We start from the raw sequence: 25,421 nt of genomic DNA on the forward strand, positions 1-25,421 counted from the left end.
TTCATCCATCCGCGAGCGGCCCATAGAGGATTAGCGCGGGTGCGGTCCCGATTTCCGAGGCCAATTGATCCGCCAATGCGCCCATCGTTGTGCGCTGCAGGCTCTGACCGGGCGTCGAAACGGATTGTGCCAGCAGGGCCGGCGTGTCCAGCGGCAGGCCATGCTCGTGCAGCGCCTCGACAAGTAGAGGGAAGGTGCGTTTGCCCATGAAGACAACCGTGGTCGCCATCGGGTCGGCCAGCGCGGCCAGATTCAAGTCCGAGGGCAGCTTGCCGCTGATATCGTGACCGGTCACGAACTGTACCCGCCGTGCGGTCAGCCGCCGGGTTAGCGGAATGCCCGCCGCCGCTGCCGCCGCGCAGGCCGAGGGGATGCCGGGGATGATCTCATAACCGATCTCGGCAGCGCGCAGGGCGACCAGCTCTTCCTCAAGTCGGCCGAACATGCCGCCATCGCCGGATTTCAGCCGCACGACGCGTGCGCCGTTTCGGGCGTAATCCACCAGCAACCGGCTTACATGGTCCTGCTTGGGCGAGGGGCGACCGGCACGTTTGCCGACGCCCACCAGATCGGCGTCCTCGCGTGCATGGCTCAGGATCGGGCCGCTGCTGAGGTCATCGAACAGGATCGCATCGGCCTTTTGCAGACGGTCCACCGCTTTCAGCGTCAATAGCTCGGGGTCACCGGGGCCGGAGCCGACGAAGGAGACAAATCCGCTCATGACCGAGCCTCGGCGATCATGTGAAAGAAGGTCCCCGTCACAGTTCCACGAACCGAGCCGGTTTGCGGGCCTTCCACGCCTTCGGCATCCACCACGCGAGCCAGCGGCGCGTCGGGCTGTTCGAGGATCGAGGAATAGTGGAACTCATGCCCGCGCAGCGCCGAACCGGTGTCGAAGCCTGGCATCGGTGCGATCAGAGTGGCCTTGCGGTAGCCAAGGTTGAACTTGCGTTTCTCATATGACGTAACCAGCCCAAGAAGGCCCGCCATCGGATGCCGTATGCCCTCCTTGTCGACCAGCGCCGCGCCCAAAGCCATGTAGCCACCGCATTCGCCATGCACCGGCTTGGTTTCGGCATGTTTGCGCAGGCCGTTCAGATAGACCTGAGCAGAGGCAAGCCTGCCCGCATGCAGTTCCGGGTAGCCGCCGGGCAGCCAAACCAGATCGGCGTCCGCAGCAGGGGCCTCATCCGCCAGCGGCGAGAACGACAGGATCTCTGCCCCCGCCGCGCGCCAGCCTTCCAGCAGATGCGGATAAGTGAAGGAAAACGCCGCGTCGCGGGCCAATGCGATCCGTTGCGCCGGAGGTTGCGGCAGCGCGGTCGAAGATGGCCCCTTGGGGCTTGATGAGGCCGCTGCCCGCTTTATGGCGTCCAGATCGACATGTTCGCGCAGGAATGCGGCATAGCCTGCGATGGCGCTCTCCAGATCTGGGTGCTCGACCGCCTGGATCAGGCCCAGATGCCGCTCGGGCAGGGTCAGATCGCCACGGCGCGGCAGCACGCCCAGAACCGGCAGGCCCGCCCGTTCCATCCCCAGACGGGTCAGGCGTTCGTGGCGGGGGCTGGCGCAGCGGTTCAGGATCACGCCGGCAATGGGCAGGTCCGGGTTATACATCCGGAACCCCAGCGCCGTGGCCGCCGCCGATTGCGCCTGACCGCCCACATCCAGCACCAGAACAACCGGCCAACCCATGCGCAAAGCGGTCTCGGCGCTGGTGCCGTGGCCTGTCTCTCCGGGCTTGGCCACCCCGTCGAACAGCCCCATCGAGCCTTCAGCCAAGACGATATCGGCCCCTGTTGCCTGGGTCGCGATGCCCCCCAGCAGCGCCTCGTCCATTGCCCATGTGTCGAGATTGAAAGAGGGTCGCCGGGCGGCGGCCAGATGAAAGGCAGGGTCGATATAGTCCGGTCCGCTCTTGAAAGGCTGCACCGCCAGCCCGTCCTCAGCCAGTGCCCTGAGCAGCCCCAGCATCACTGTAGTCTTCCCGGTCCCAGAGGATGGGGCCGAGATCAGCAAGCCGGGAGGGGTCATCATCGCTTCAGTCATCACCGTGGTTCCAACTGGACCAAGGGCTGTCAGCGGATTGCGGACGGTAGCGGCGGTCATAGGATTTGGAATAGAGGCAGCTTTCGTCAAAGCCTTCGCCCGCCAGCGCCGGGCCGACCAGGATGAGCGCGGTGCGCGAGATGCTCTCTTCCAGCGCGCCCTTGAGCGTGTCCAACGTGGCGCGGATGATCCGCTCATCCGGCCAGCTGGCGCGGTAAACCACGGCGACCGGGCAGTCCGCACCATACGCAGGTGTCAGATCGGAGATGACCCTGTCGAGATTGCCGATCGACAGGTGAATGGCCAGGGTCGCGCCTGTGCGGGCGAAGTTCTCCAGCGTCTCGCCCTCGGGCATGGACGAGGCGCGCCCCGGTGTGCGGGTCAGCACCACCGATTGCGCCAGACCGGGCAGGGTCAGTTCGGTTCCCAGGGCGGCGGCAGCGGCGGCGAATGAAGGCACTCCTGGGGTGACGCTGACGGGAATACCCCTCTCCTTCAGCCGTCTGATCTGCTCACCCATGGCAGACCAGACCGACAGGTCGCCCGAATGCAGCCGTGCCACATCTTTGTCCTCGGCATGGGCGGCGGCGATCTCTGCCATGATCTGATCCAGATCCATCGATGCGGTGTTCACGATTCTTGCGCCGTCGGGGCAATGGGCGAGGATCTCTTCCGGCACCAGCGATCCGGCGTATAGGCAAACTGGGCAGGCGGCGATGATGTCGCGCCCGCGCAGGGTCAACAGGTCGGCGGCACCCGGTCCGGCGCCAATGAAATGAACGGTCACGTCTGTCCTCCGATAGCGACCGCGCAGGTGGCAAGGCGGTCGGCCGAGATATGTCTGGGGGCGATCAGCCGCGCATCGGACCCGGCGGTGGCAAGGGCGGCGGCCTCGGCCACACTGCCGGTGCCGCGCTCGGTTGCGCTGCGTTGTGATTGGGTGAGTGTTCTGGCGGTTTGCAATGCTGCGGCGTCAACGCGCAGAACCGGTAGGTGCAGGTCGGCGGCCAGAGCGGTTAGAGCGGGGTGTACTGCCTTGTCAACTGCGGTGGCCAGCGCGGTGACAAAGTGATCGCGGGCCGCGCGGTTATAGACATCTTGCAGGCTTTCCGCCGTCGCGGCAGAGGCAAATCCGAACCCGGCCACGATCAAAACGTCACGCTCCACTGCACCACCGGATAGGCCGCTTTCCAGCCCCGGCGCGGCCCGAGCGGGGCAGCGTTGGCCAATTCGATCCGCAGCAGATCACCGCCAAGTGTTTTGTGCCAGACGGCCAGCAGCGCCTCGCTTTCCAGCGTCACCGCATTGGCGACCAGCCTTGTGCCGCTTGGCAGATAGGCTTTCAGCCATTCCAGCAGAGCAGTGCTCAACCCGCCGCCGACAAAGACGGCATTCGGCATCGGCAACCCGGCCAGTGCGCCCGGTGCTTCGCCCTGCACCACGTTCAGGCGGTCGACACCTAGAGCATCAGCGTTGCGGAGGATGCGCGCCGCCCGGTCGGCGCGGGGCTCGATGGAGGTTGCCGTCAGGCTCTCATCGCTCAACAGCCATTCGATCCCGACCGAGCCGCTGCCGCCGCCGATATCCCACAAATGTTCGCACGGTTTCGGGGCCAGAGCGGATAGGGTCAGCGCCCGGATCGGGCGTTTGGTGATCTGACCTTCGCTTTCAAATGCATCGTCCGGCAATCCGCTTGCCCGGGGCAGGACGCGGCCGTCACCATGTGCCTCGAGCCCGACGCAGACCGGGTGCTGAATGTCGTCATATGCCAGAGCCTCGGCGGTTGTTTCGCGGTGCCGTTCCCGTGGGCCGCCAAGCGCTTCCAGCACATGCAATCGGCTCTCCCCGAACCCGCTATCCATCAGCCACGCTGCAAGATCGCGCACCGCCGTGCCATCGCGCAGCAGGACCAGCGCGCGCATACCCGGTGCCAGATACGGGCGCAGGCGGGTCAATGGTGCCGCATGCAGGCCAAATGTCAGAACCTTCTCCAGTGGCCATGCCAGCCGGGATGCGGCAAGCGAGAATGTTGACTGCCCGGGCAGGGCCGTCCAGTCCTCCGGCGTGAAGTGCCGCGCGATCACGCTGCCCACCCCGAACCAGAACGGATCGCCCGAGGCCAGCACCACAATCCGCTTGCCCCGCAGAGCTTCGAGCAGCGGCAAACCGTCCGAAAACGGCACCGGCCATTCCACCCGCTCTGCCGGGCCTTCAGGCAGCAGCGACAGATGACGGGGCGGACCCATCACCACCTGCGCGGCATCAAGTACGTGACGGCTTGCAGGGGGCAGGCCATCCGGTCCATCTTCGCCCAACCCGATCACGGTCAGCCACGGACGCTCAGCCATGCCGCACCTCGCGAACACCAACATTCTGATCCTTGGTGGCACAACCGAGGCCAACGCGCTGGCCCGCGCAGTCGCCGCGCGGGGTCTGAACGCGACATATTCTTATGCGGGCCGGGTGGATACACCGCGCCCACAGCCGCTGCCGACGCGGATTGGCGGATTTGGAGGTGTCGTTGGTCTGAGCGCCTATATCCGCGACAAGACCGTGACCCATGTGGTCGACGCCACCCATCCCTTTGCGGCGCAGATGAGTCGCAACGCCATCGCTGCCTGCGCGGACACCGGTACTGCCTTGGTGGCGCTGGTGCGTCCGCCATGGGAGGCATGCGCGGGCGATAACTGGTCGCGCGTCACGGATATCGAAGGTGCAGTGGGCGCACTCGCTGGGCCCGCCAAACGGATCTTCCTCGCCGTGGGCCGCCTGCATCTTGACGTCTTCGCCGCTCAGCCCCAGCACCACTACCTGCTGAGGTTGGTAGATGAGCCGCAGCACATCCCGATGCCGCATGCGGACGTGGTGGTCGCGCGCGGACCTTTTTCGGGGGAGGACGATATGGCACTCATGACCCGCCACGACACTCAATTGGTGGTCTCCAAGAATGCCGGGGGCAGTGGTGCGCGCGGCAAGATCGATGCGGCGCGGATGCTGGGCCTGCCGGTTCTGATGATCGACCGGCCCGTCCTGCCTACGCGCCGCGAATGCGCCACCCCGGATCAGGTTTTGAACTGGCTCGCTCATTCCGGGGTGAACCTCGGCGTGTAAAGGATTGAGCCGCCTTGCCGTTCGATGATCCTTGTACGTGAAGAGCCAACAATGACCATGGTGCGCATATCGGCCATCTCGGGTGTGGCCTCGGCCAGGGTCGAGATATTCAGTGCTTCATCCGGGGTCGAGACGGCGCGGGCGAACAGGATCAGCCGCTCGTTTTCACATTCCTCACGCAGGATTTCCAGTGTCTTCACAAAGCCTTCCGGGCGTGACTTCGAGCGCGGGTTGTAGAAGGCCATGGCGAAATCCGCCTGTGCGGCAAGGCGCAGACGTTTTTCGATCAACGCCCAGGGCTTGAGATTGTCGCTAAGGTTGATGGTGCAGAAATCATGCCCCAGCGGCGCACCGGCGCGGGCCGAGGCGGCCAGCATGGCGGTGATGCCCGGCAGCACCGAAATCTCCAGATTACGCCAATTTGCCGGACCGTTCTCCACCGACTCGAAGACGGCTGAGGCCATCGCGAATACGCCGGGATCGCCCGAGGAAACCACAACCACGCGCTTGCCGTCTGCCGCCATCTGCAAGGCATGCTGCGAACGGTCGATCTCGACCCGGTTGTCCGAGGCGTGCAGTGTCAGCCCCGCGCGCTCGGCGAGGCAGGCAACATAAGGGATGTAGCCCACCACATCCGTGGCGTCGGCCAGTGCTTCGCTCACCTCGGGCGTGACCAGTGCGGCATCGCCGGGGCCGAGCCCTGCGATCTTGACCCAGCCGCTCATGGCCGCCGTCCCTGCCCATGCACGATGATGATGGAGAAATAAGGTGTGATCCCGCCACAGGCCTCGGCCAGACGGGTCACTGTCTGGTTGGGCATCTGGGCATATTCAACAATCCAGGCCCGCTCATAGAGTCCGGCGGATTTTAGCGCCCGTTTCACCTTGTTGATATTGCGCCCGATCTTCATCACCACCAGCGCGTCGGTCTGCGTCATGCGTTCAGCCAGCACTGTCTCCGGCAGGGTGCCCACCAGCACGGTCAACACATCATCGCCCCATGTGATCGGATCACCCGTTGCGGTCCAGGCGCCGGACATACCGGTGATGGCGGGCACGATTTCTACCGGAGCTTCGTCGCGCAAGCGACTGTAAAGATGCATGAAAGATCCGTAGAAGAACGGATCACCCTCGCAGAGAACCACAACGTTCTGGCCCTGAATCGACAATTTTTTTAACCGTGCAGTGCAGTCTTCGTAGAAGGTCGACAGCAGGTCGTTGTAGCGCGGGTCACTGACGGGAATCTCGGTGGTGACCGGGTATTCCATGGGAAACTCCACGGCGTCGTCAGGGATCATGCCATTGACGATCTTGCGCGCCTGCCCAGTGCGGCCCGCCTTGCGGAAATAGGCCACATGTTGTGCGCCGCGCAGCAGTCGGTCTGCCCGGACGCTCATCAGGTCCGGGTCGCCGGGGCCGAGGCCGACGCCAAATATGGTGCCAACGCTCATTCGGAGCGGCTCGCGATGGCGTTGATTGCGGCCACGGTGATGGCAGAGCCGCCCAGGCGGCCTTTGACGATGCAGGACGGCACCGGCTGCGCCTCCCACAATGCGTCCTTGCTTTCAACAGCGCCGACAAAGCCCACCGGACAGCCGATGATCGCAGCGGGGCGGGGGCAATCGGGGTCTTCGAGCATGTTCAGTAGGTGAAATAGTGCCGTGGGCGCATTGCCAATGGCCACCAGCGCGCCGCCCAGATGCGGTCGCCACAGCTCCAGTGCCGCGGCCGATCTGGTGTTGCCCATTTCAGCCGCCAGCGGGCGCACGCGATCGTCATGTAGAGTACAGATCACCTCGTTCTCGGCGGGCAGGCGGAACCGGGTCACACCTTCGCTGACCATCCGCGCGTCGCACAGGATCGGCGCACCCGCCTCCAGCGCGGACCGGGCGGCGGTGACGAAACTGGGCGACAAATGCACGAATTTTTCCAGCCCAACCATGCCAGCGGCATGGATCATGCGGACGGCGACCTGTTCCTCATCGGCATCGAAACGCGCCAGATCGGCCTCGGACCGGATGGTGGCAAAGCTCTGCTTGTAGATCGCCGCGCCATCAGTTTCGTATTCATAAGGCATCAGGTCAGGTCCATGGTCATGAGGTCGTGGGCGGTCAGGCCGCGCTGGCAGGGCTCATCCCCCGCGCGGCCCCGTTTGACAAGATCAAATCGTCCGGCATTGCCGACAAGCGTGACATCGGCAGGGCCAATGCGGGCGCAGCCCTTGGCGCAGCCCGAGACATGCAACGCGCCGCCCGTAATTGGGGCCAATGACCTTGCCAGTGCGCGCGTTTCCACTTGCGCCTGCGGACAGAGAGGGGCGCCGGGGCAGGCGTCGGTTGTCATCAGCGGATCGGTGCCACTGGTCACAAACTCTGCAGGAGTGAGCGCCGCCCCGCCTTCCAGCAGGAACAGCCGCCAGGGCGTGATGCGCAACGCCGACGCCCTGGACGCCCCGATAAGGTCAGACAAAGCCCGCGCCGGAAGCTGACCGAAGGGCGCGCCGTAGAGCGGGCCGAGGAAGGTCTGGCCCGGTTCGATGCGATTGCCGAGCGGACCCGGCGCGCTGCCCTGCCAGATTATAGGCAACTCCGTAGAGGCGATCAGTCGTGCCATGCGGCGCGCGTCCTGCGTGGTATTTTCTGAGAACCAGCGGGTAAGCGCAATCAACTGCGTGGTCGCGTCGCGTTCAGTCACGGACCGCCCGGTTTCGGCCCCGTCAGCCCGCAGAATCAGCCCGCCTTGACCACGCTCGACCCGGATATCGGCAGAGTCCTGGGTCAGCAGGCGCTCGGGGCCGGTATCGACGGCGAATCCGAACTTCGCAGGCAGGGCGGGCAACTCGTCCAGCCGGTCGATCAGCTCTTGCGCCAGCCGCGCCGTCAGATCGCCCTTCTGATAGAGTGGCGAGACCAGAATATTGCGTTTTACCTCAATCCCGGGCTCAGCATCCAGCAGGCCAAGATCCGACAGGGCGGAAAGCAGGGCCTGAAGGTCGGCCTCCTTCACCCCGCGCAATTGCAGATTTGAACGGTTGGTCAAGTCGATCGTGCCATTGCCAAAGTGCTCGGCCGCGTCACACAGCCCCAACGCCTGATCCGCTGTCAGCCGCGCCAGCCGGGGCCGCACCCGCACCACCAGCCCGTCCCCTGACATCATCGGGCGATGGGCGCCGGGGCACCAGCCCTGTACGACTGGCTTGGTCATAGCCCTGCCTCCAGCCCGGCGCGGATCGAGTTGCGGCGCGTGTCCCAGAGGCCAGCCTCGAACAGGGCGCGGAACCTGTCCTGCATGGCCTGATGCGCCTGAGGGTTGGCCTCTTGCAAAAAGGCATCCACATCAGCGTCGCCCAGCGTGGCTTCGTGATAGAGATCGAACAGATGCGGCGCGACGGTGCCCGAAAGATGCGCGAAGGATGCCATGTGATCCAGCGTCGCCGCGATTTCCGCCGCCCCACGGAAGCCATGTCGCTGCATTCCGGCGATCCAGCCGGGATTGGCGGCGCGGGCACGCACCACGCGGGCAATCTCTTCGGGCAGCGTGCGGGCGCGGGGTTTCTCCGGATCGGTATTGTCGAGGTGATAGAGCTGGGCGGTGCCACCGGTCACTTTTTTTGCGGCGGCGAACCCGGCTTCGTGGGTGGCATAGTCATTGGCCAGCAGCAGGTCGGTTTCGGTCAGATCTTGCAGATGCACAAAACTGTCCGCGTTGGCGACGCGTTGGGTGATCCCCTCGACATCCCGTGCGATATGCTCGCCCTCAAGCGCGAAGGAACTGGCGTCCAGCCAAGCCTCGCCCGCTTGCGCGCGGGCCTCGTCCGTATAGGTTTCCGACAGATGCGTCATGTTCAGACCATAGCTGCCGGGCGCCGGGCCATAGACCCGAACGCCGGGGGCATGACCGGCATAAGGGTTCCAATCCGGCGCTTCATCCCGCTCAGACAGCGCGCGAACCGCTTGCCCATAAAGCGCCGACAGCGTCGGAAAGACATCGCGGAACAGGCCCGAGACGCGCAGGGTCACGTCCAGGCGGGGGCGGTCCAGATCGGTGATCGGCAGCACTTCGATGCCGGACACCCGCTCGGACCCGGCATCCCAGACCGGTTTCACCCCCAACAGGTGCAGCGCCATGGCGAACTCTTCGCCTGCCGTGCGCATGGTGGCCGATCCCCACAGGTCGACGATCAGCCCCTTGGGATAGTCGCCCTCTTCCTGCAGATGCCGCCGCACGAGTTCCTCTGCCAGTTTCACGCCCTGTGCATAGGCCGCCCGAGTCGGCACCGAACGCGGATCGGTGGTATAGAGGTTGCGCCCTGTAGGCAGCACATCTTCGCGGCCCCGGTAAGGCGAGCCCGAGGGGCCAGCCTCGATCCGCTTGCCTGCGAGCGCATCCAGCAGGGCGCGGCGTTCGGCGTGCGCCGACTGTGCGGCATCGAAGGGGCTTGCCACTACGGGCACGCGGCCAAAGATGTGCAGCCCGTCGCCGAATTGGCTTTCCTTGATGTCGCAGACAAAGCGGTCGATGCGGGTAATGGCCTCGGCACTGCAGGTGGCCTGATCCAGACCCAAATCGTTTTCCAGGCCGATGGCCTGCGCCTCGTCGCGGATATCACCCTGCAGCCTGTCGCGGCGTTTCGGATCCAGCCCGTCGGCATTCGAGAACTCGTCAAGCAGCGATTCCAGCCGCACCATACGATCAGGCGTACCGCTTTCTTTCAGGGCAGGCGGGATATGGCCCAGCGTGACCGCGCCGATTCGACGTTTGGCTTGGGCCGCCTCGCCGGGGTCGTTGACGATGAAGGGATAAATCACCGGCAGATCGCGGATCAGCGCCTCGGGCCAGCACTCCGCAGAGAGGGCGACGGATTTGCCCGGCAGCCATTCCAGCGTGCCATGGGCGCCGATGTGGATCAGAGCATCGGCACCGAGGGCCTTTCGCAGCCATAGGTAAAACGCCACATAGCCATGGCGCGGAGTGCGAGAGAGGTCGTGATAGTCATCCTCGCGCAGCTCGGGCGTGCCGCGCTCGGGCTGCAGGGCGATCAACGCCTTGCCGCGCCGTGCCACGGTGAAGTGGAAAGCACCGTCTAAAAAAGTGGAGTCGTCCTCGGGCTTGCCCCAGACAGTTTCGAGGTCGGTGCGGAGTTGGTCTGGCAGCTCCGCGAGCGCGCTCAGGTAATCCTGTAGCGGCCAGGACATCCGCGAATCGAGCAGAGTGTCGGCAATTGGCGCGGCGGGGGCGGTGTCATAGCCCTCGTCCTGCAAATCGGACAGCATCGCTTCGGCCGAGGCCAGCGCGTCGAGACCCACCGCATGGGCCATCTGCCAATCCTTGCCGGGATAGGTCGATAGGACAAGTGCGGGCACCAGTTCTGAATTCGGCCTGTTATTCAGGTTCAACCAGCCGGTCACCCGGTCGATGATGGCTTCGATCCGTTCAGGCTCGGCCCGGTGGGCGAACCGGGAATATTCCAGATCCGGGTCACGTTTGCTCGGCTCTTTGAAGGATGCGATGCCCGCCGAAATGCGGCCGTCAACCTCGGGGAGCACCACATGCATGGCCAGATCGGCAGGCGAGAGCCCACGTTCGGCCTCCTCCCACGCCTTGCGGCGCGAGGTGGACAGCGCGACCTGAAACACCGGCACCCCGGCGGTATCCAGCGGCGACGTGCCCGAGGCACCCTTGCCGGAAAACGACGTGGCATTAACGATGGCGGAGGGCGCAAGTGCGGCCACCTGGTCCGATAGCCAATCCGCCGCGCGGGGTGCTTTCAACGACGGCGCGAAAAGACCCACCGCATCGACCCCGCGCGCACGGAAGGCTCGGATCAGGGCAGCAATAGGGGCAGTGTCGGCGGAGGTCAGGTAGGCGCGGTAGAAGCTGACCAGAATGCGTGGTTTGCTTGCGTCAAGGGCCGTCTCGGGCGCGATCACGCCGTGATCGGGACACCACGCGCCGCATTCGGGAATGGTCTTGGACCCCATTACCGGCCCGGCATAAAGCCCCGCCGCTAGCGCCATCTGCGCCAAAGCCGCCTGTGCTGCTACCTCGCCACCGGTGTCACACAGATGCGCCAGCCGCCTGAGCGTCGAGACGGGCAGGGTGGAATAGTCGTCCAGCCGCGTATCCTCGCGCCCGTCAGCGGGCAGCACGGCCAGCGCGATATCCTTGGCCTGCGCCAGCGCCAGAGCCTGTTGCAAACCGTAGGGCCAGTAGGGCACGCCGCCGATCAGGCGGATCAGGATGCCTTTGGCGCCCTCCAGCGTCTGTTCCACATAGGTGTCGACGGACAAAGGATGTTTCAGCGCCGTCAGATTGGCCAGCCGCAGGGTCGGCATCCGACCTTCGGATCCGCCACCGCGATGCCAGCCCGCCGCAAAAGCGCCGAGGTCACTGTCCGAGAACGACAGCACCACCAGATCCGCCGGGCTCTGGCCCAGATCGGTCGGGGTTTCCGTTTCCTCTAACCCGTGGCTTTCGCGGAAGACGACGTGCATCGGAGGTCCTTACTCGGCAGGCTCGGAAACGCCGACGAGGATATCGCGGATCGCACCTTCGTTGATGTCGTCATGTTCGGCGATGACGACCAGCCGCGAGCGACGCGCTTCATCCGGTTTCCAAGGGCGGTCATATTGATGTCGCACCCGCGCGCCAACGGCCTGAACCAGCAGGCGCATCGGCTTGCCCGTGACGGCGGCATAGCCTTTGACCCGCAGGATGTTCTGCTCATTAGCCAGACGTTCGATATTGGCGACCAGTTCGACCGGATCGGTCTGTTCGGGCAACTCAACGATGATGCTTTCGAAATCGTCATGCTCGTGGTCGTCATGGCCATCGTGATGGCTGGGCCGCGCGTCCATGTCATCCTCGGCCGCAGCCTCAAGGCCCAGCACGACACGCACATCCACCGCACCTTCGGCAACCTCGACCACCGGCAGCGGGCGAGGGGCCTCGGCGGCAATGATCTTGCGGGCTTTGGCCACGCCCTCGGGACCGGCCAGATCTGGCTTGGTCAGCAAGATGATGTCGGCACAGGAGATCTGGTCCTCGAACACTTCGGAGAGCGGCGTTTCATGGTCGATCGAATCGTCCGCAAGGCGCTGGGCGTCCACGGCTTCTACATTGGGGGCGAAACGGCCGGCCGCGACAGCTTCGGCATCGGCCAGCGCAATCACGCCATCGACGGTGATTTTCGAGCGGATATCGGGCCAGTCGAACGCCTTGAGCAGCGGTTTCGGCAGCGCAAGCCCGGAGGTTTCGATCAGGATGTGATCGGGTCGCGGGTCCAGCGCCATCAGCGCCTCGATGGTGGGGATGAAGTCATCGGCAACGGTGCAGCAGATGCAGCCATTGGCCAGTTCCATGATGTTTTCTGCCGGGCAATCGGGAATGGCGCAGCTCTTGAGGATGTCGCCATCAACGCCGACATCGCCAAACTCGTTGACGATCACGGCCAGACGTTTGCCCTGCGGGTTCTGCATCAGGTGGCGCACCAGTGTGGTCTTGCCCGAGCCCAGAAAGCCGGTGATGACAGTAACGGGAAGTTTTTCGAGAGTGCTCATTCTCAGGCTCCAATCGGGGGAATGCGGGCCGCGCAGTTCTTGCGGAAATGGACGGGTCGCTCGCGCCAGGGCACGAGCCCGTCTGCGGTGGCGTGGTATTTGGTGACGCCGTCGACGATCACGTCCACGTCGGCAGCCTCGTTGAGGTTCTCATACACGAAGGTCCAGCGCGACGGACCGCCGCGCAGCACGATGGAGCATCCCTGATCGCAGTTTGACAGGCACTCCACGGGTTTCAGTTGCACGCCCTCGGGCAGCTCGACCTCGGTCAGCGCGTCATGCAACAGCCTGCCTGGACGCTGGGCATCATCCTCGATGGCCAGGCCACGGCGGCATGTGGTGCAGACCAGCAGTTCCACTGGTGCGGTCTCGGTCACGTCTCATCCCCCCTCGGGTCGCGGGGGACGGGGTACATGCGGGCCACGCTGCAAGACATGGACCCGTCACCGGCACACCCCGTCCGGTCTCAGTTCGGGCGCTGGCAGGTCTCCCGGCTTGCGGATGTCGGGGCCATCTGGCCCCGGTGGCTGACCCGCCTTCCCGGCCATTCAGGCCAGTGGCTTTGGGCACCCTCTCCGGTCACGGTCGCGGGGGCGGCTGTGCTTGACGGGGGATCCCGCTGGCACATTCCCTTTTCATCCTCTCTCAAGGACACCAACGCCAGCGACATGCGGCAGGCAGAGCGGTGTTGTCAAGCGCTTCGCGACAGCTATGGACCCCAAGGGTGAAAAAGCGACAGGCCGGGGTCGCACAGCGGCATGCCGCGCGTCTGTCACCATGCATGCATGAGCAAAATGCGCGAAGGAGTAAGCGGCATGAAAGTAGGGTTCATCGGATTGGGAAATGTGGGCGGTAAGCTATCGGGATCGTTGCTGCGCAACGGTGTCGATCTGACCGTGCACGACCTGGATCACGATCTGGTCGGTGCATTTGTTGCCCAAGGGGCAAAAAGTGGTGAGAGCCCGGCCCAATTGATGCGCGACTGCGATGCGGTCATCACCTGCTTGCCATCACCCGCTGCCTCTGATGCGGTGATGCAGCAGATGTTGCCCGAGATTGCGCCCGGCAAGATCTGGATGGAGATGTCGACCACCGACGAGGCCGAAGTCAAACGCTTGGGTGCGCTGGTGATAGAGCGAGGCGGGGCGGCGGTGGATTGTCCGGTTTCAGGCGGCTGTCACCGCGCGGCGACCGGAAATATTTCGATCTTCGCCGGATGTGATCGCGCCACCTTCGAACGTATCGCGCCGTTCCTCAAGACGATGGGTCGACGCATCCTGCATACCGGCGAGTTGGGCTCGGCCTCGGTGCTGAAGGTGATCACCAACTATCTGGCCACGGCCAATCTGGTGACCTGCTGCGAGGCGTTGGTGACGGCAAAGGCCGCCGGAATGGACCTAAACACGACCTATGAGGCGATTGCGATCTCGTCGGGGACGTCCTTTGTACATGAAACCGAAAGCCAGGTGATCCTGAACGGCTCGCGCGACATTTCTTTCACCATGGATCTGGTGAAGAAGGATATCGGGTTGTTTCAGGATGTGGCCGACCGCGCCGGTGTACCGCTCGAGGTCAACCCGCTTCTGATGGGCATCATCGATGACGGTATCGCCCGCTTCGGCACACGTGAACTATCCCCCAACATCATCCGACGGCTGGAAGAGGCCACCGGCCTCGATATCCGCACGCCCGGCTTTCCCGCCGAAATGTCCGATGACGAGCCTGAGGAGTCTGGGTATGAAGTGGTGCCCAAAGGCGCCGCAGCGCCGGGCTGACCGCGGACGAGCCAAGGCGCGTCATGCAACCCGATCGTGTTCGGTCCCGGCAACTGGTGGATCGGATCAGCAATGAATCTGTCTGGCTCTGAAGTCCAGATTTTGCAGATGTATTCGTATGATGTGAGGCCCTTGAGCGTCTTGAGACTCTACCTTTACTACGTAATGCCGCGACGCATTCAAAAGGCAGATAGACGCCTCGAAGCGGACATTAGTACATGACACATAGTGACCACTCTTAGGTTCCGGCATCTTGCAAATCTCTGTTTGCTTCACATGACTGGACTACATCTGCAACGAACAGTTCAACTGCTCGTCTGTGCAGACTTGTAGACCGGGTTGCGAGGTGGAATGTCGAGGTCCAGTGCAATCGGTTAGGTGCAAGCTCTTTGAGCTTTCCGTTCTGCCCCCGGCTTTCTACAAAATGAACTGGCAAAGGTCCCAAATAATGGCCGGTTTCAATGAGCGTCGCCATCGCTTCCATATTTGCCACGATTGCTTTTGGGTCATTCGACTGGAGTTCCGGTGACACCAGCATGCTGTAGGATCTTTGACATATCTGATAGCGCGAAATGACATCGAGATCGATCTGGTCATTGGGCAAGTCAAACAGTGGATGGTCGCGACCGCAATACAGCCAATGCTCTTCCTGACACAGTTCGGTGTAGGTCAGTTCGGCGACCTGATTGCGAAACGGTGCAATCGCCACGTGCAATTCTCCGGTTATCAGCCGTTGCGTTAGTTCTGTTGGTGAGGCGACTACGATTTCCAAACGTACGTCGTTCGGGCGGTCCAAGAACCGCTTTAGCGACTTATCCAAGTTCAGATCCGCAAGTGTATTGACGGCATCGACAACACCGATCCGGAGATCGCCTGTTGTGACGTCCCGGAGTTCCAGCAGTTCGGCGTCGAAATCACGTGCGCTGCGCAGAATGTCTCTGGCTTTGCCATATGCGATCTCACCCCGTTCGGTGAGTCGGAAGCCACCGCGGCCGCGTTCGCACACCCGGTAGCCAAGAGCCGTTTCCAGATCGCGGATCCGGATGCTGATAGCGGATTGCGTGATGCCCAACGTAAACTGTGCATCGGTGAAACCGCCACAATCGACGACAGCCACAAATGTTTCGAGAAGTGTATTTCTCAGCAGTTTCAACAGACAATCCTCTCGCCGTCCAATACATGAAATTTGGTTATGTGAACATTAACAATATGATATTTTTTTATGCAATAACTCATGATGTGATTGTTCCCAGAAGTGACCGCTAAGCGATATGGGAGGACAATCGCGTGACATTCTCTTTCAACATACTGAAGACAACCGCAGCCGCAGCGCTGCTCAGCCTGGCGCCGATTGGCGCGATGGCCGAGGATTGGAAATTCGCGATCGAGGAAATTCCGGGCTCGATCATGGACGCCTATGCACAGGAGTTCAAATCCCGCATCGAAGCCGCAACAGATGGCGAGGTTACTGTGACCGTCTATCCGATGGGCACGCTTGGCACGGCAACCGAAACGGTCGAGCAGGCCGCTGATGGCATCATCCAGTTCACCAACGTCTCCATCGGCAACCTCGGCACCATCGTGCCGGAAAGCCAGGTGTTCCTGCTGCCCTATCTGTTGCCGTCCGACCCGGCGGCGACTTCGAACATCCTCAGCAATTCGGAAACCATTTATGGTCCGCTGAACGATGATTTCCGTCAGCGCGGTCTGGAAGTTCTGACCATGTATTCCGAAGGCCCCCAGGTCTGGACCACCAACCGTGAAATCCGCGCACCTGAGGATTTCTCAAACTTCAAGATGCGGGTGATGGTTTCGCCGATCCTGCTGGAGACCTATAAGAACATGGGCGCCAGCCCGACGCCGCTGCCGTTTGGCGAGGTATTCGGCGCGTTGCAGCTGGGTGCCGTGGATGGTCAGGTCAACCCGATCCCGACCATCGAAGAGATGAAGTTCTACGAGGTGACCAGCCACCTGATCTGGGCTGGCGAACAAGAGCTGGTGACCACTGTTGTCGCCGGATCGGACTGGTTCGACACTCTCAACCCCGACCGTCAGCAGCTGGTGCGTGACACAATGGCCGACATGACCGGTTTCATTGATGGCGTTGTGACCGATTTCAACCAGCAGCGCCTGGACATCATCAAGGAAGCCAAGCCCGACATCGGTCTGATTGTCCTGACCGACGAAGAGCGCGACGCCTTCCGAGCCCAGAGCACAGGTACATCTGCTGCCTATGTCGAGATCGTTGGCGACCGTGGTCAGGAACTGCTGGATGCCCTGCAGACAGAGCTGTCCGGCAACTGATCCCGACCAAATGCGCCACTCACTCAAAACGTCCTCACGCGCTGTGTGCGTGAGGAACTTCAAAAGGGAAGGACGCGATGCAAAGCGGTACTGCCACTCGTTTCGGCTTGTTGGGAAAGATAGACGCCGTCATCGGACGGATCGAAGTCTGGATCCTGAGCTGGGGGATCATCCTGATGGCCTTGAACACAATCGCCAATGTCTTTGGCCGCTACGTGTTCAGCCAGTCCATCTATTTTTCCGAAGAACTGAATGAATTTTTGATCGTGATCGTCACCTTCATGGGGTTGGGCTATGCCACCCGCAAGGGCATCCATATCCGCATGTCGGCGATCTATGACGCCCTGCCAATCAATATACGCAAGGGTCTGATGGTCGTGATCGCGGCCGCGACGGCGGTCGTGATGGCGGTACTGGCCTGGTACGCGCTGGAATATGTGCAGAAGGTCGCTTCGCGCGGCCGGATCACTCCGGCGCTGCAACTGCCACTTTACTTGACCTATGTCTGGGTGGCGATCGGGTTGGCGCTGGCATCAATCCAATACGTGCTGACAGCGATCCGAAATCTGAATTTCGCCGAGAAGGACGTCTATGTCTCCTACTTCGAAATCGACAGCTATGAAGATCCGGAAACGGCTGCTGCAATCAGGAAATATGAAGATTCGACGGAGGCAGACAAATGACTGAATTGATGCTGGCCGTAATGATCGTCCTGTTACTTGCAGGCTTTCCAATGAAAATGCCGCTGATATCAGCGGCGGTCCTGGGGTTGCTCGTTTATTTCCCCGACATGAACATGCAGATCCTGATCCAGCAGATGATCGGTGGTGTGAAACCTGCGGCGCTGATCGCGGTGCCGATGTTCATTCTTGCGGCGGACATTATCACCCGAGGCCATTCCGCGAACCGTCTGATCGATCTGGTGATGAGCTTCATGGGCCACATCAAGGGCGGGCTGGCAATCTCGGTCACGTCGGCCTGCGCGCTGTTTGGTGCGGTCTGCGGGTCGACCCAGGCCACCGTGGTCGCCATCGGCGGCGCCATGCGACCGCGCATGCTGAAATCGGGTTATAGCGACAGTTTCACCATCGGACTGATCGTGAACGCCGCTGACCTGGCCTATCTGATCCCGCCATCCATCGGCATGATCATCTACGGCGTAGTGTCGGGCACATCGATCTCGCAGCTGTTCATCGCGGGTATCCTGCCGGGATTGCTGATCGTGGTGCTGTTTTCGGCATATTGCATGGTTTACGCCTATCGCCATGATATCCCCGTTTTGCCGCGCGAAGGCTGGGCGCAACGTTTGTCCTCTCTGCGCAAGGCGCTTTGGCCCATGGGGTTCCCGGCTATCATCGTCGGCGGCATCTATGGCGGTATCTTTTCACCGACCGAAGCGGCAGCCATCTGTGTGCTCTATGCTGTTGTGCTAGAAGTTGTGATCTTCCGCTCGATCAAGTTACGCGATCTGTTCGATATCGCGCTGTCCACCGGAGCCATCACCTCGGTTGTGTTCATCCTGATTGCCGCGGGCGCTGCCTTTAGCTGGACGCTGAGTTTTGCGCAGGTGCCGCAGACCATCATCGCCGCGCTGGGGCTGGAGCAGGCAAGCCCGCTCATGGTTCTGCTGGCTATCAACATCGCGTTCTTCGTCGGCTGCATGTTTGTCGACTCGATCGTGGTGATCCTGATCCTCGTGCCGATCTTTGCGCCCATGATCAAGGCCAGCGGGCTGGACCCGGTTCTGGTCGGTGTTCTGATCACACTTCAGGTGGCCATCGGTGCTGCCACGCCACCCTTCGGCTGCAACCTGTTTACCGCGATTGCCGTCTTCCGCCGGCCCTTTGTCGAGGTGGTGCGCGGGGTGCCCCCGTTCCTGATCATCCTTTTGATTGTGACCGGCCTTCTGGTAGCTTTTCCTCAAATCGCGCTGTTCCTGCCGGAACTGGCCTATCGTTAATCCACAAGAATCGGAGAAATCATGTCGGGACATGGATATGAAGCTGGTCGTCTGAATCTGCCTTTCGTTGGCATAGCGACCTTTGGCAAGAAACCCTATGTCGGGAACTGGGACGAAATCGATGCCGAAGTGGCCATCCTTGGCGCTCCGTTCGATTTCGGTTGCCAGTTCCGCTCGGGCGCGCGTTTCGGGCCGCGCTCGGTGCGCGAGGCGTCAACCCTTTTCAGTTTTGGTCATGCCGGCGCATATGATCACGAGGATGACGCCACCTATCTGGGCAGCGACGTACGTATCGTCGATCTGGGCGATGCCGATATCGTCCACACCAAAACCGAAGAAAGCCACGCCAATATCGAATATGGTGTCAAAAAGGCCCTGGATGCTGGTGCGATTCCGGTCACAATCGGTGGGGATCATTCGGTTAACATTCCCTGCATCAACGCCTATGCCGAGGATTGCGCAAAAAACGGCCCGATCCACGTGATTCAAATCGATGCGCATCTGGATTTCGTCGATGAACGTCATGGTGTCACAGTGGGCCACGGCAACCCTATGCGTCGCGCGATCGAGAAAGACTATGTTTCCGGCATGACCCAACTGGGCATCCGCAATGTGTCTTCGACGGCGAAGGAGGGGTATGATGATGCGCGCGCCCGTGGGTCGGATATTCTGTCGGTTCGACAGGTGCGTAAACTGGGCACCGAGGCTGTTCTGGATCGCGTCCCCGAAGGCAGCCGGTATTACGTCACAATCGACATCGACGCCTTCTGCCCGTCGATCGCGCCGGGTACCGGAACACCTAGTCATGGTGGGTTCCAGTATTACGACGTACTGGAGATCTTGCAGGGGTTGACCAAACGGGGTGACGTCGTTGGCATCGATCTGGTCGAAGTTGCTCCGGCTTATGACCCGTCAGAAAGCACCCAGATTCTGGCAGCACAACTGTTGCTGAACTTCATCGGATTCATTTTCCACAATCGAAAATAGGCTCCCTCCCATGGCATTCTCATTTGTGGTTGCCATGTTGTTCCGGCACGTAGCCAACCCATGTTGCGTGCCGGAATAATTCGTTCTTATGGGGTCGTTGATTGTTATTCAGGATCGCTATCCGATTTGGTTATCTCATCCCTGAAGCTCGGCCTTTCCTACCCAACGATTTCCAGCTTCGTTGGCTGGCGGCATCGCTCAGTGCGATTTGAGAGCAGACGACCAGCAACCCGATCTATGATCGACGGCATCTATGTCCTTCAGCGGATTGCCGATCGGGATGCCTGTGTGAAAGTTCTCGATATCCCAGGCTCGATCTGACCACGCCGATGGATAATGATATCCTAGCGTTTCTTCCGGCATTTGCCGAGGATGGGCGGGCCGCGGGCGTCTATGTGGATAGGGATGTAGGTTTTTCAGGCTCAAATTAGTGGAGCAGGGCGAATTCGGGGTAGAAGAGGAGTCTCTCAGGGATCTGTAGCGAACTTTCTCGCCATTCCCGGTACAAGCGCAGACGCATCCCAAGTCGTGTCATCTTTTGCCCGGTATGGGTATTGATGTTGATCGAAACGTGCAGCTTCCCACCGATGCAGCAGAAACGTAAGGCCGCCATTGGTTGACCTCTCGTATCATACTCTTCACTCTTGGAGGGTACCTTTTGCCGCGAGGCCGTAATGATTCATAAGAAATTGCTTGCTGCCCTTCTTACCTATTTCTGGATCGGCTTGGCCTGCCCTGTCGTTGCTCAAACACAAGGAACCTGTGTTGTAGCTCGCGTGGAAGGGCAGGCGGTTGTTTCTGCCCGAGGAGCAGGTGCCCAATCCGCGGTCATCGGTTTGGGCTTAGGGTTGAATGCGAAGTTGCGCACCGAAGCCGAGGCGCGGGTTACTATGGCGTGCTCTGGTGGTCTTGAAGTTGTCGTGGGACCCGAGAGTGAGATTGACGTACTTGGTCTGCTTGATGGTGATGCGCGCCCCTTTGGACTTCGCCTGATTGACGGCATCGCCGGGTTCCTTTTTTCCTCGGAAGACGGGAACGGCGTCCAGGTCAGAACACCTTCTGCCGTCGCCGCGGTACGCTCCACTGAATGGGCCATGCGAGTCGAGAACCGTGCGAGCGCTGTTTTCGCACGCGAAGGCACGGTGTTTGTTGCAGTAGATGACGCCGATGCACAACTTGGCCCGGGGGAAGGCATTGATGTCTCCTCCTCTGGCGAGATTGGTTCGGTCACGAGTTGGGGACAGGCGCGCATTGACGAATTCGACGCACTTCTCGGGGCGGAATGGTAGCACGCGACGGGTTTCGACGAGAACGGCGCATCACCGGAGCGATCGTACTGCTGTTGAGCCTGTTGATAGCGCTCTGGCATCCCGGGGACCGCAGTGCATTTTGGCAGGGGGTCGAAGGCCGACTAATTGACGCGAGGTTCTATTGGCGCGGCCCTATGGCGCGCCCGGACGGTGTCGCAATTATTGCGTTTGACGATGCCGCGATGTCACAGCTCGAGGCCTTTCCGCCGTCTCGATCAGCTTTGGCAGAGGCGGTGTCTGTTGCAACCGAGGCTGGTGCAGCAGCGATTGCTTTGGATTTTCTGCTGATTGATCCGCGTGAGGGCGACGAAGATCTTGCCGGGGCATTGGCAGGGATCAACGCAGTTCTCGGGGTGGCCGAGGCTCCTGCTGAAACATCTCTGCAAGACCTCAAGAGTGGCGACTTTGCGGTCGTGATTGCTCCCGATGTGGGTAATCCGCTCCCGGCGCTGGGACCGGCTGAGACCCTGCGCGGCGTTGCGTCGATCGGTCATGTGAACCTACGCCATGATTCCGATGGCGCTGCGCGCCGACTTAATGCGGCGCAGTACTTGGCAACCGAAGGCGGAAACACCTGGTATCCATCGCTCGCCATTTCGGCCCTAAAGGCGTCGGATGATGATCTGGACGTGCGGCTGAGGTTATCGCAAACTAGCGGGCGCCTGTCAGTCGGGGACACACTGATCGCATTGGACATGCAGGGAGCGATTCCGCTGAACTTTTATGGGCAGGGAGGTACGGTTCCGACCTATTCCTTCGCAGAACTCGGCGATGCGAACCTGCAGGGCAAGATCGTATTTGTTGGAGCTACGGCAACCGGGTTCGGAGACCGACATGCAACTTCCTACGATGCCACGTTTCCCGGAGTTGAGTTGCATGCAACCTTGGCTGCAAACGTGATCGAACAGCGTTTCCTGCGACGCGACGCACTGACGTGGATATGGGACATCGCATTGGCGCTAACGGCATCCACGCTCGGGTTCTTCGCGGCAAGGCTGGACCGGCCCTGGTTGGGGGTCCTTGCGACTGCCACGGTATTCAGTGCACTTGCCCTTGTGTTGCAAGCCGCATTCGTCGCGGGCTGGTGGCTGGACGGGGTCACGGCGGTCTTTTCGCTACTGCTCGGCGCTGGTGCCGGTGCCGGGCTGCGGTTTATGCAACATCGTCGACGCGCAGCGAATCTTGCACTCTATCAGTCGCCGCTGCTGGTTGAGCGGTTGGCAGACGCGACCGACCCCCACTTCGAAGCCTCAGCCCGGCCCGCAGTTGTCTTGTTTGTCGATGTCGCAAACTTCACGACACATTCCGAAAGCCTCGGCCCCGAAGGCACGGCCGACTTTTTGCGGCTCTTTCACGGACTTGTCGAACAGTCCGTTGAACCACTGCGCGGGATCATCACACATTTTGCAGGTGATGGTGCCATGGTCGTCTTCGGCCTGCCAGAGCCGGGTCCGGACGACACAATTCGCGCGCTATGCTTCATAGATGCGCTGTATGCGACGGTTGGCGCAAGTTCAGACTGGCCCGGTCTCGGGTTGCGGGTTGGTGGACATGCTGGCCCGGTCCAGACCAGCGTCATCGGTGGCAAGCGTCACAAACAGCTCGCCGTCAGCGGTGACGTGGTAAATACGGCCAGTCGCCTGCAGGATTTTGCCAAATCTCAAGGCGCAGCCATTGCTCTGTCGAGCACGGTACTGCAGTCAAATCCAGAAACGCGCGATCGAGCTGAGAAATTGGGTTTGCGCCCCGCCGGTCAACACACGCTTCGCGGTCGACTCGAGCCGATTGAAATCTGGACAGGCCCGCCCCCGGCCACTGTCGAGTTCTAGGTGTTCGTTCCCAAAGTTGATGCTGCGATCCGTTCGATGGAATGGAAGTATGCCCTACCAAGCAAGGAACAGATTATTAGAAACTGGTGTTCGAATATACTGACATCAAGTTGGCGGGGTAAGTGGCTGGCACACTAATCCATCAGCTTGCTCTTCTGCCAAATCCTGCAAAAAAGGCGGCAAGCGGAACTTCGTGGGGAGTAGCTGAAGCGAAAGTTGCATCAATAGCGCTCAACCGTATGACATCTCTTGGTCGTGCGGCGTAGGAACGTGTCTTTGACTTAAGGGGGCATGGCGCAAATTCGCTTCAAATCGGTTCCATGCAACTTGGTCATTCAGGCTCAAATAACTTGGCAACACCCCCGACATGCCTGCCTCCGATCTATGTCGTCAAACATACCTCATCCGCAGTGGTCACTCAGCCTCAGCCCAAAACTACAATACTATGGCCCTATCAAGAACGTTGGATGCGAGTTGAGAAGAGAACTCACTTGAGGCTAACTCCGGCATCTAGTCTGGACCGCTAGATACATTGTCAAAATTGGCCCTTATCGGCTGCTGCCATGTTGGTTAACGCTGCAGCGCAGCTTTCACTCGCGATTTTAAGAGAAATAAAAGGTCAAAACCCAAGCACTACCCTGCTGTGTCTCGGCAGGTTCAATCACCCAACACTTCTCGTATGTTGGCGTCTAGCTGGGCTGTGAAGCCTGGGTCGTTGCCCGGATTGGCGGCGCAATGACCCCAGGGGGAGTCATAGGGACGCAGGATCGCGTTGGGCATGTGTTGGGCTTCGATCCTGTTGTCTTCGGGCGGGAAATAGAGATCTTGGGTGCAGGGCATCAGGATGGCGCGGGCCTTGATGGCGCTCAGAGCTGCCTGGAAATCTCCATGATAGAGCGGCCCGGCCGAGATGTCTCCAGCCTGCCAGGTTGCGAGTTTTGCCAGTAGATCGTTGGCGTCCCAACCCTGCACATGGTCCTGTTCCCAGTCCTTCAGCAGGTCCTCGACGGTGTTGAACCCCAACTTCCGGTACAGCCTCTCACGGTAGAATGTCTGGGAAAACGCCCAGCCGGCATAGACACGGCCAAAGGCCTTGAGCCCACCCTCTGGCGTGGCAGCGTAGTCGCCCCCGTTCCAAGTATGATCCGCGCAGAGGGCAGCCTTGACCCCTTCGAGGAAAACGAAGTTATGCGGCGAAGTTCTGGCAGAAGCGCAAAAGGGCAGGATCGCCTGCACCATGTCGGGATATTGCGCGGCCCATTGATAGGACTGGCATCCAGCCATCGACCAGCCGGCCACCAGGGCGATGTGCCTGATTCCCAGATGTCTCCTGATCAGTTGGTGCTGGGCAGCGATGTTGTCCCACATCTGCACCAGAGGGAAGCGGGGGCCGTCCTGGGGGGGTGGTGTGTTCGAAGGCGAAGAAGAACGGCCATTGCCAAAAAGATTGGGGCTGATGATGTAATGGCGCGCCGGATCAATGGCGCGACCGGGGCCGAAGAAGCCCTCGTTGCGGGAATTGGTGCCGGTATAGAATGTGGGCAGCACAACGACATTGTCGTGCGCCGGCGCCAGCTTGCCGTAGGTCTGATAGGCGAGCCGCGCGTCTTTCAGCACGTGACCGGACACCAGCGGGAAATCACCGAGTTCCAAAATTTCGTAATCCGGCATTCTGTTGGTCCTCCGAAATATTGTGCCCTGGGGCTTGTGACGCCCGTCACGTCAGGTGTCAGCCGCTTCGAACTTGGCTTCGCCGCGCATCAGTTGCATGATTTCGCGTTCGCAGTCTGGGTAGCCGCTCAGTTCGACCAGTTCCTCTTTGCTGCGAATCTCTTTGCCTTTCTTGAAATCGAGCTCGAGGATGGTTTTCAGACGCCCGGGATGGGCCGATAGAAAGATAATTCGGTCGGCGAGAAAGATTGCCTCCTGAATGTCATGGGTGACCAGCAGGATCGTGGTTTGTGTGGTGCGCAGGATCTCCAGCAGCATCTCCTGCATGTGCCAGCGTGTCTCGGCATCCAGTGCGCCATAAGGTTCGTCCATCAACAAAATTTCCGGGGCATTGGCCAGGGTGCGGGCAATGGCTACGCGCTGTTTCATGCCGCCGGAAAGGGTCTTGGGGTAGGCATCGCGGAATTTCGTGAGATGCACGAGGTCGATGTAGTGCAGCGCGCGCTCGCGGCGCTGCGCCTTGGGGACATTGTTCAGTTTCATCCCGTATTCGACGTTTTGCAACACGGTCAGCCAGGGGAAGGAGGTATAGCTTTGAAACACCATGCCGCGTTCGCGCGCGGGACCGCGGATGGGCCGACCCTCCAGGCTGAGAGTGCCGCTGGTGGGCGCTTGCAATCCTGCCACTATGTTGAGCAGCGTAGACTTGCCGCAACCCGAAGGCCCTAGCAACACGCAAAGCTCGTTCCGAGCCACCGAGAAGGACACATCGCGCAAGGCCTCGATCCCACCACCTCTGGTGGGGAAGGATTTGCAGACATTCTGGACGGTTAGCATGGTGTTGGACGGCATGATGCAACCCTCTTT

23 protein-coding genes, 1 pseudogene and 1 riboswitch are annotated in these 25,421 nt (G+C 61.1%); of the genes and pseudogenes, 8 read left to right on the top strand and 16 right to left on the bottom strand.

What is annotated here, in order from left to right; translation table 11 throughout:
- Position 1: 1 nt before the first annotated feature.
- The 5 genes from cobA to cbiE are packed head-to-tail and all read right to left on the bottom strand — an operon-like array spanning position 2 to position 4,397.
- On the bottom strand, positions 2-721 hold the full coding sequence (gene cobA, locus AB1E33_RS15110; RefSeq protein ID WP_372578095.1) for a uroporphyrinogen-III C-methyltransferase: 720 nt from the start codon (positions 719-721) through the stop codon (positions 2-4).
- Positions 718-2,049, bottom strand: coding sequence for a cobyrinic acid a,c-diamide synthase CobB (locus AB1E33_RS15115; RefSeq protein ID WP_372578096.1), 1,332 nt, complete (start codon positions 2,047-2,049; stop codon positions 718-720). Before AB1E33_RS15115 ends, cobA begins: the two co-directional genes overlap by 4 nt.
- On the bottom strand, positions 2,042-2,836 hold the full coding sequence (gene cobM, locus AB1E33_RS15120) for a precorrin-4 C(11)-methyltransferase (RefSeq protein ID WP_372578097.1): 795 nt from the start codon (positions 2,834-2,836) through the stop codon (positions 2,042-2,044). Before cobM ends, AB1E33_RS15115 begins: the two co-directional genes overlap by 8 nt.
- Positions 2,833-3,216 (bottom strand): cobalamin biosynthesis protein, encoded by a 384-nt coding sequence (locus AB1E33_RS15125; protein WP_372578098.1) that lies wholly within the window; start codon positions 3,214-3,216, stop codon positions 2,833-2,835. The genes cobM and AB1E33_RS15125 overlap by 4 nt, the downstream gene beginning before the upstream one ends.
- On the bottom strand, positions 3,198-4,397 hold the full coding sequence (gene cbiE / locus AB1E33_RS15130) for a precorrin-6y C5,15-methyltransferase (decarboxylating) subunit CbiE (RefSeq protein ID WP_372578099.1): 1,200 nt from the start codon (positions 4,395-4,397) through the stop codon (positions 3,198-3,200). The genes AB1E33_RS15125 and cbiE overlap by 19 nt, the downstream gene beginning before the upstream one ends.
- Here cbiE and AB1E33_RS15135 point away from each other — a divergent pair.
- Positions 4,396-5,160, top strand: a complete 765-nt coding sequence (locus tag AB1E33_RS15135) for a cobalt-precorrin-6A reductase (protein ID WP_372578100.1) — start codon at positions 4,396-4,398, stop codon at positions 5,158-5,160. The two genes, cbiE and AB1E33_RS15135, sit on opposite strands and share 2 nt — an antisense overlap.
- Here AB1E33_RS15135 and cobJ read toward each other — a convergent pair.
- Genes cobJ through AB1E33_RS15170 form a run of 7 tightly spaced genes read right to left on the bottom strand, consistent with a single transcriptional unit; the run spans position 5,133 to position 13,095 of the window.
- A complete protein-coding gene (gene cobJ, locus AB1E33_RS15140; RefSeq protein ID WP_372578101.1) occupies positions 5,133-5,885 on the bottom strand; it encodes a precorrin-3B C(17)-methyltransferase in 753 nt (250 codons plus the stop codon). The two genes, AB1E33_RS15135 and cobJ, sit on opposite strands and share 28 nt — an antisense overlap.
- Positions 5,882-6,610 (bottom strand): precorrin-2 C(20)-methyltransferase, encoded by a 729-nt coding sequence (locus tag AB1E33_RS15145; RefSeq protein ID WP_372578102.1) that lies wholly within the window; start codon positions 6,608-6,610, stop codon positions 5,882-5,884. The genes cobJ and AB1E33_RS15145 overlap by 4 nt, the downstream gene beginning before the upstream one ends.
- Positions 6,607-7,236 carry a precorrin-8X methylmutase gene (locus AB1E33_RS15150; RefSeq protein WP_372578103.1) on the bottom strand — a complete coding sequence of 210 codons (630 nt, stop codon included), beginning with the start codon at positions 7,234-7,236 and terminating at the stop codon, positions 6,607-6,609. The genes AB1E33_RS15145 and AB1E33_RS15150 overlap by 4 nt, the downstream gene beginning before the upstream one ends.
- Entirely contained in the window at positions 7,236-8,363 is a 1,128-nt protein-coding gene (locus AB1E33_RS15155) for a ferredoxin-like domain-containing protein (RefSeq protein ID WP_372578104.1), read from the bottom strand. The genes AB1E33_RS15150 and AB1E33_RS15155 overlap by 1 nt, the downstream gene beginning before the upstream one ends.
- Positions 8,360-11,653 carry a cobaltochelatase subunit CobN gene (gene cobN / locus AB1E33_RS15160; protein ID WP_372578105.1) on the bottom strand — a complete coding sequence of 1,098 codons (3,294 nt, stop codon included), beginning with the start codon at positions 11,651-11,653 and terminating at the stop codon, positions 8,360-8,362. The genes AB1E33_RS15155 and cobN overlap by 4 nt, the downstream gene beginning before the upstream one ends.
- Positions 11,654-11,662: 9 nt before the next feature.
- Complete coding sequence (gene cobW, locus AB1E33_RS15165; protein WP_372578106.1) at positions 11,663-12,718, bottom strand: cobalamin biosynthesis protein CobW; 1,056 nt, start codon at positions 12,716-12,718, stop codon at positions 11,663-11,665.
- A 2-nt stretch (positions 12,719-12,720) separates the two neighbouring features.
- A complete protein-coding gene (locus AB1E33_RS15170; RefSeq protein ID WP_249710085.1) occupies positions 12,721-13,095 on the bottom strand; it encodes a DUF1636 family protein in 375 nt (124 codons plus the stop codon).
- An 86-nt stretch (positions 13,096-13,181) separates the two neighbouring features.
- Positions 13,182-13,392: riboswitch (cobalamin riboswitch) on the bottom strand.
- Positions 13,393-13,533: 141 nt separating this feature from the next.
- Here AB1E33_RS15170 and AB1E33_RS15175 point away from each other — a divergent pair.
- Positions 13,534-14,493 carry an NAD(P)-dependent oxidoreductase gene (locus tag AB1E33_RS15175; RefSeq protein WP_372578107.1) on the top strand — a complete coding sequence of 320 codons (960 nt, stop codon included), beginning with the start codon at positions 13,534-13,536 and terminating at the stop codon, positions 14,491-14,493.
- 35 nt (positions 14,494-14,528) lie between these two features.
- Here the strand turns inward: AB1E33_RS15175 and AB1E33_RS15180 are convergent.
- A pseudogene (locus tag AB1E33_RS15180) lies at positions 14,529-14,639 on the bottom strand (IS481 family transposase); the annotation flags it as partial.
- Between the two features lie 92 nt (positions 14,640-14,731).
- Complete coding sequence (locus tag AB1E33_RS15185) at positions 14,732-15,646, bottom strand: LysR family transcriptional regulator (protein WP_372578108.1); 915 nt, start codon at positions 15,644-15,646, stop codon at positions 14,732-14,734.
- Positions 15,647-15,780: 134 nt separating this feature from the next.
- Here AB1E33_RS15185 and AB1E33_RS15190 point away from each other — a divergent pair, with 134 nt between their 5' ends.
- From AB1E33_RS15190 to AB1E33_RS15215, 6 genes are all read left to right on the top strand, one after another.
- On the top strand, positions 15,781-16,797 hold the full coding sequence (locus AB1E33_RS15190) for a TRAP transporter substrate-binding protein (RefSeq protein ID WP_372578109.1): 1,017 nt from the start codon (positions 15,781-15,783) through the stop codon (positions 16,795-16,797).
- 77 nt (positions 16,798-16,874) lie between these two features.
- Positions 16,875-17,480, top strand: a complete 606-nt coding sequence (locus tag AB1E33_RS15195) for a TRAP transporter small permease (protein ID WP_372578110.1) — start codon at positions 16,875-16,877, stop codon at positions 17,478-17,480.
- Entirely contained in the window at positions 17,477-18,757 is a 1,281-nt protein-coding gene (locus AB1E33_RS15200; protein WP_372578111.1) for a TRAP transporter large permease, read from the top strand. Before AB1E33_RS15195 ends, AB1E33_RS15200 begins: the two co-directional genes overlap by 4 nt.
- 21 nt (positions 18,758-18,778) lie before the next feature.
- On the top strand, positions 18,779-19,744 hold the full coding sequence (gene speB / locus AB1E33_RS15205; protein ID WP_372578112.1) for an agmatinase: 966 nt from the start codon (positions 18,779-18,781) through the stop codon (positions 19,742-19,744).
- A gap of 674 nt (positions 19,745-20,418) precedes the next feature.
- Entirely contained in the window at positions 20,419-21,033 is a 615-nt protein-coding gene (locus AB1E33_RS15210) for a FecR domain-containing protein (RefSeq protein ID WP_372578113.1), read from the top strand.
- Entirely contained in the window at positions 21,027-22,883 is a 1,857-nt protein-coding gene (locus tag AB1E33_RS15215) for a CHASE2 domain-containing protein (RefSeq protein WP_372578114.1), read from the top strand. Before AB1E33_RS15210 ends, AB1E33_RS15215 begins: the two co-directional genes overlap by 7 nt.
- A gap of 657 nt (positions 22,884-23,540) precedes the next feature.
- Here the strand turns inward: AB1E33_RS15215 and AB1E33_RS15220 are convergent.
- Together AB1E33_RS15220 and AB1E33_RS15225 are read right to left on the bottom strand one after the other, a co-directional pair.
- Positions 23,541-24,554 carry an alpha/beta fold hydrolase gene (locus AB1E33_RS15220; RefSeq protein WP_372578115.1) on the bottom strand — a complete coding sequence of 338 codons (1,014 nt, stop codon included), beginning with the start codon at positions 24,552-24,554 and terminating at the stop codon, positions 23,541-23,543.
- A gap of 51 nt (positions 24,555-24,605) precedes the next feature.
- Positions 24,606-25,406, bottom strand: coding sequence for an ABC transporter ATP-binding protein (locus tag AB1E33_RS15225; protein WP_372578116.1), 801 nt, complete (start codon positions 25,404-25,406; stop codon positions 24,606-24,608).
- Between the last annotated feature and the right edge of the window lie 15 nt (positions 25,407-25,421).

This window comes from Ruegeria hyattellae, assembly GCF_041537925.1.
GTDB lineage: Bacteria > Pseudomonadota > Alphaproteobacteria > Rhodobacterales > Rhodobacteraceae > Ruegeria_C.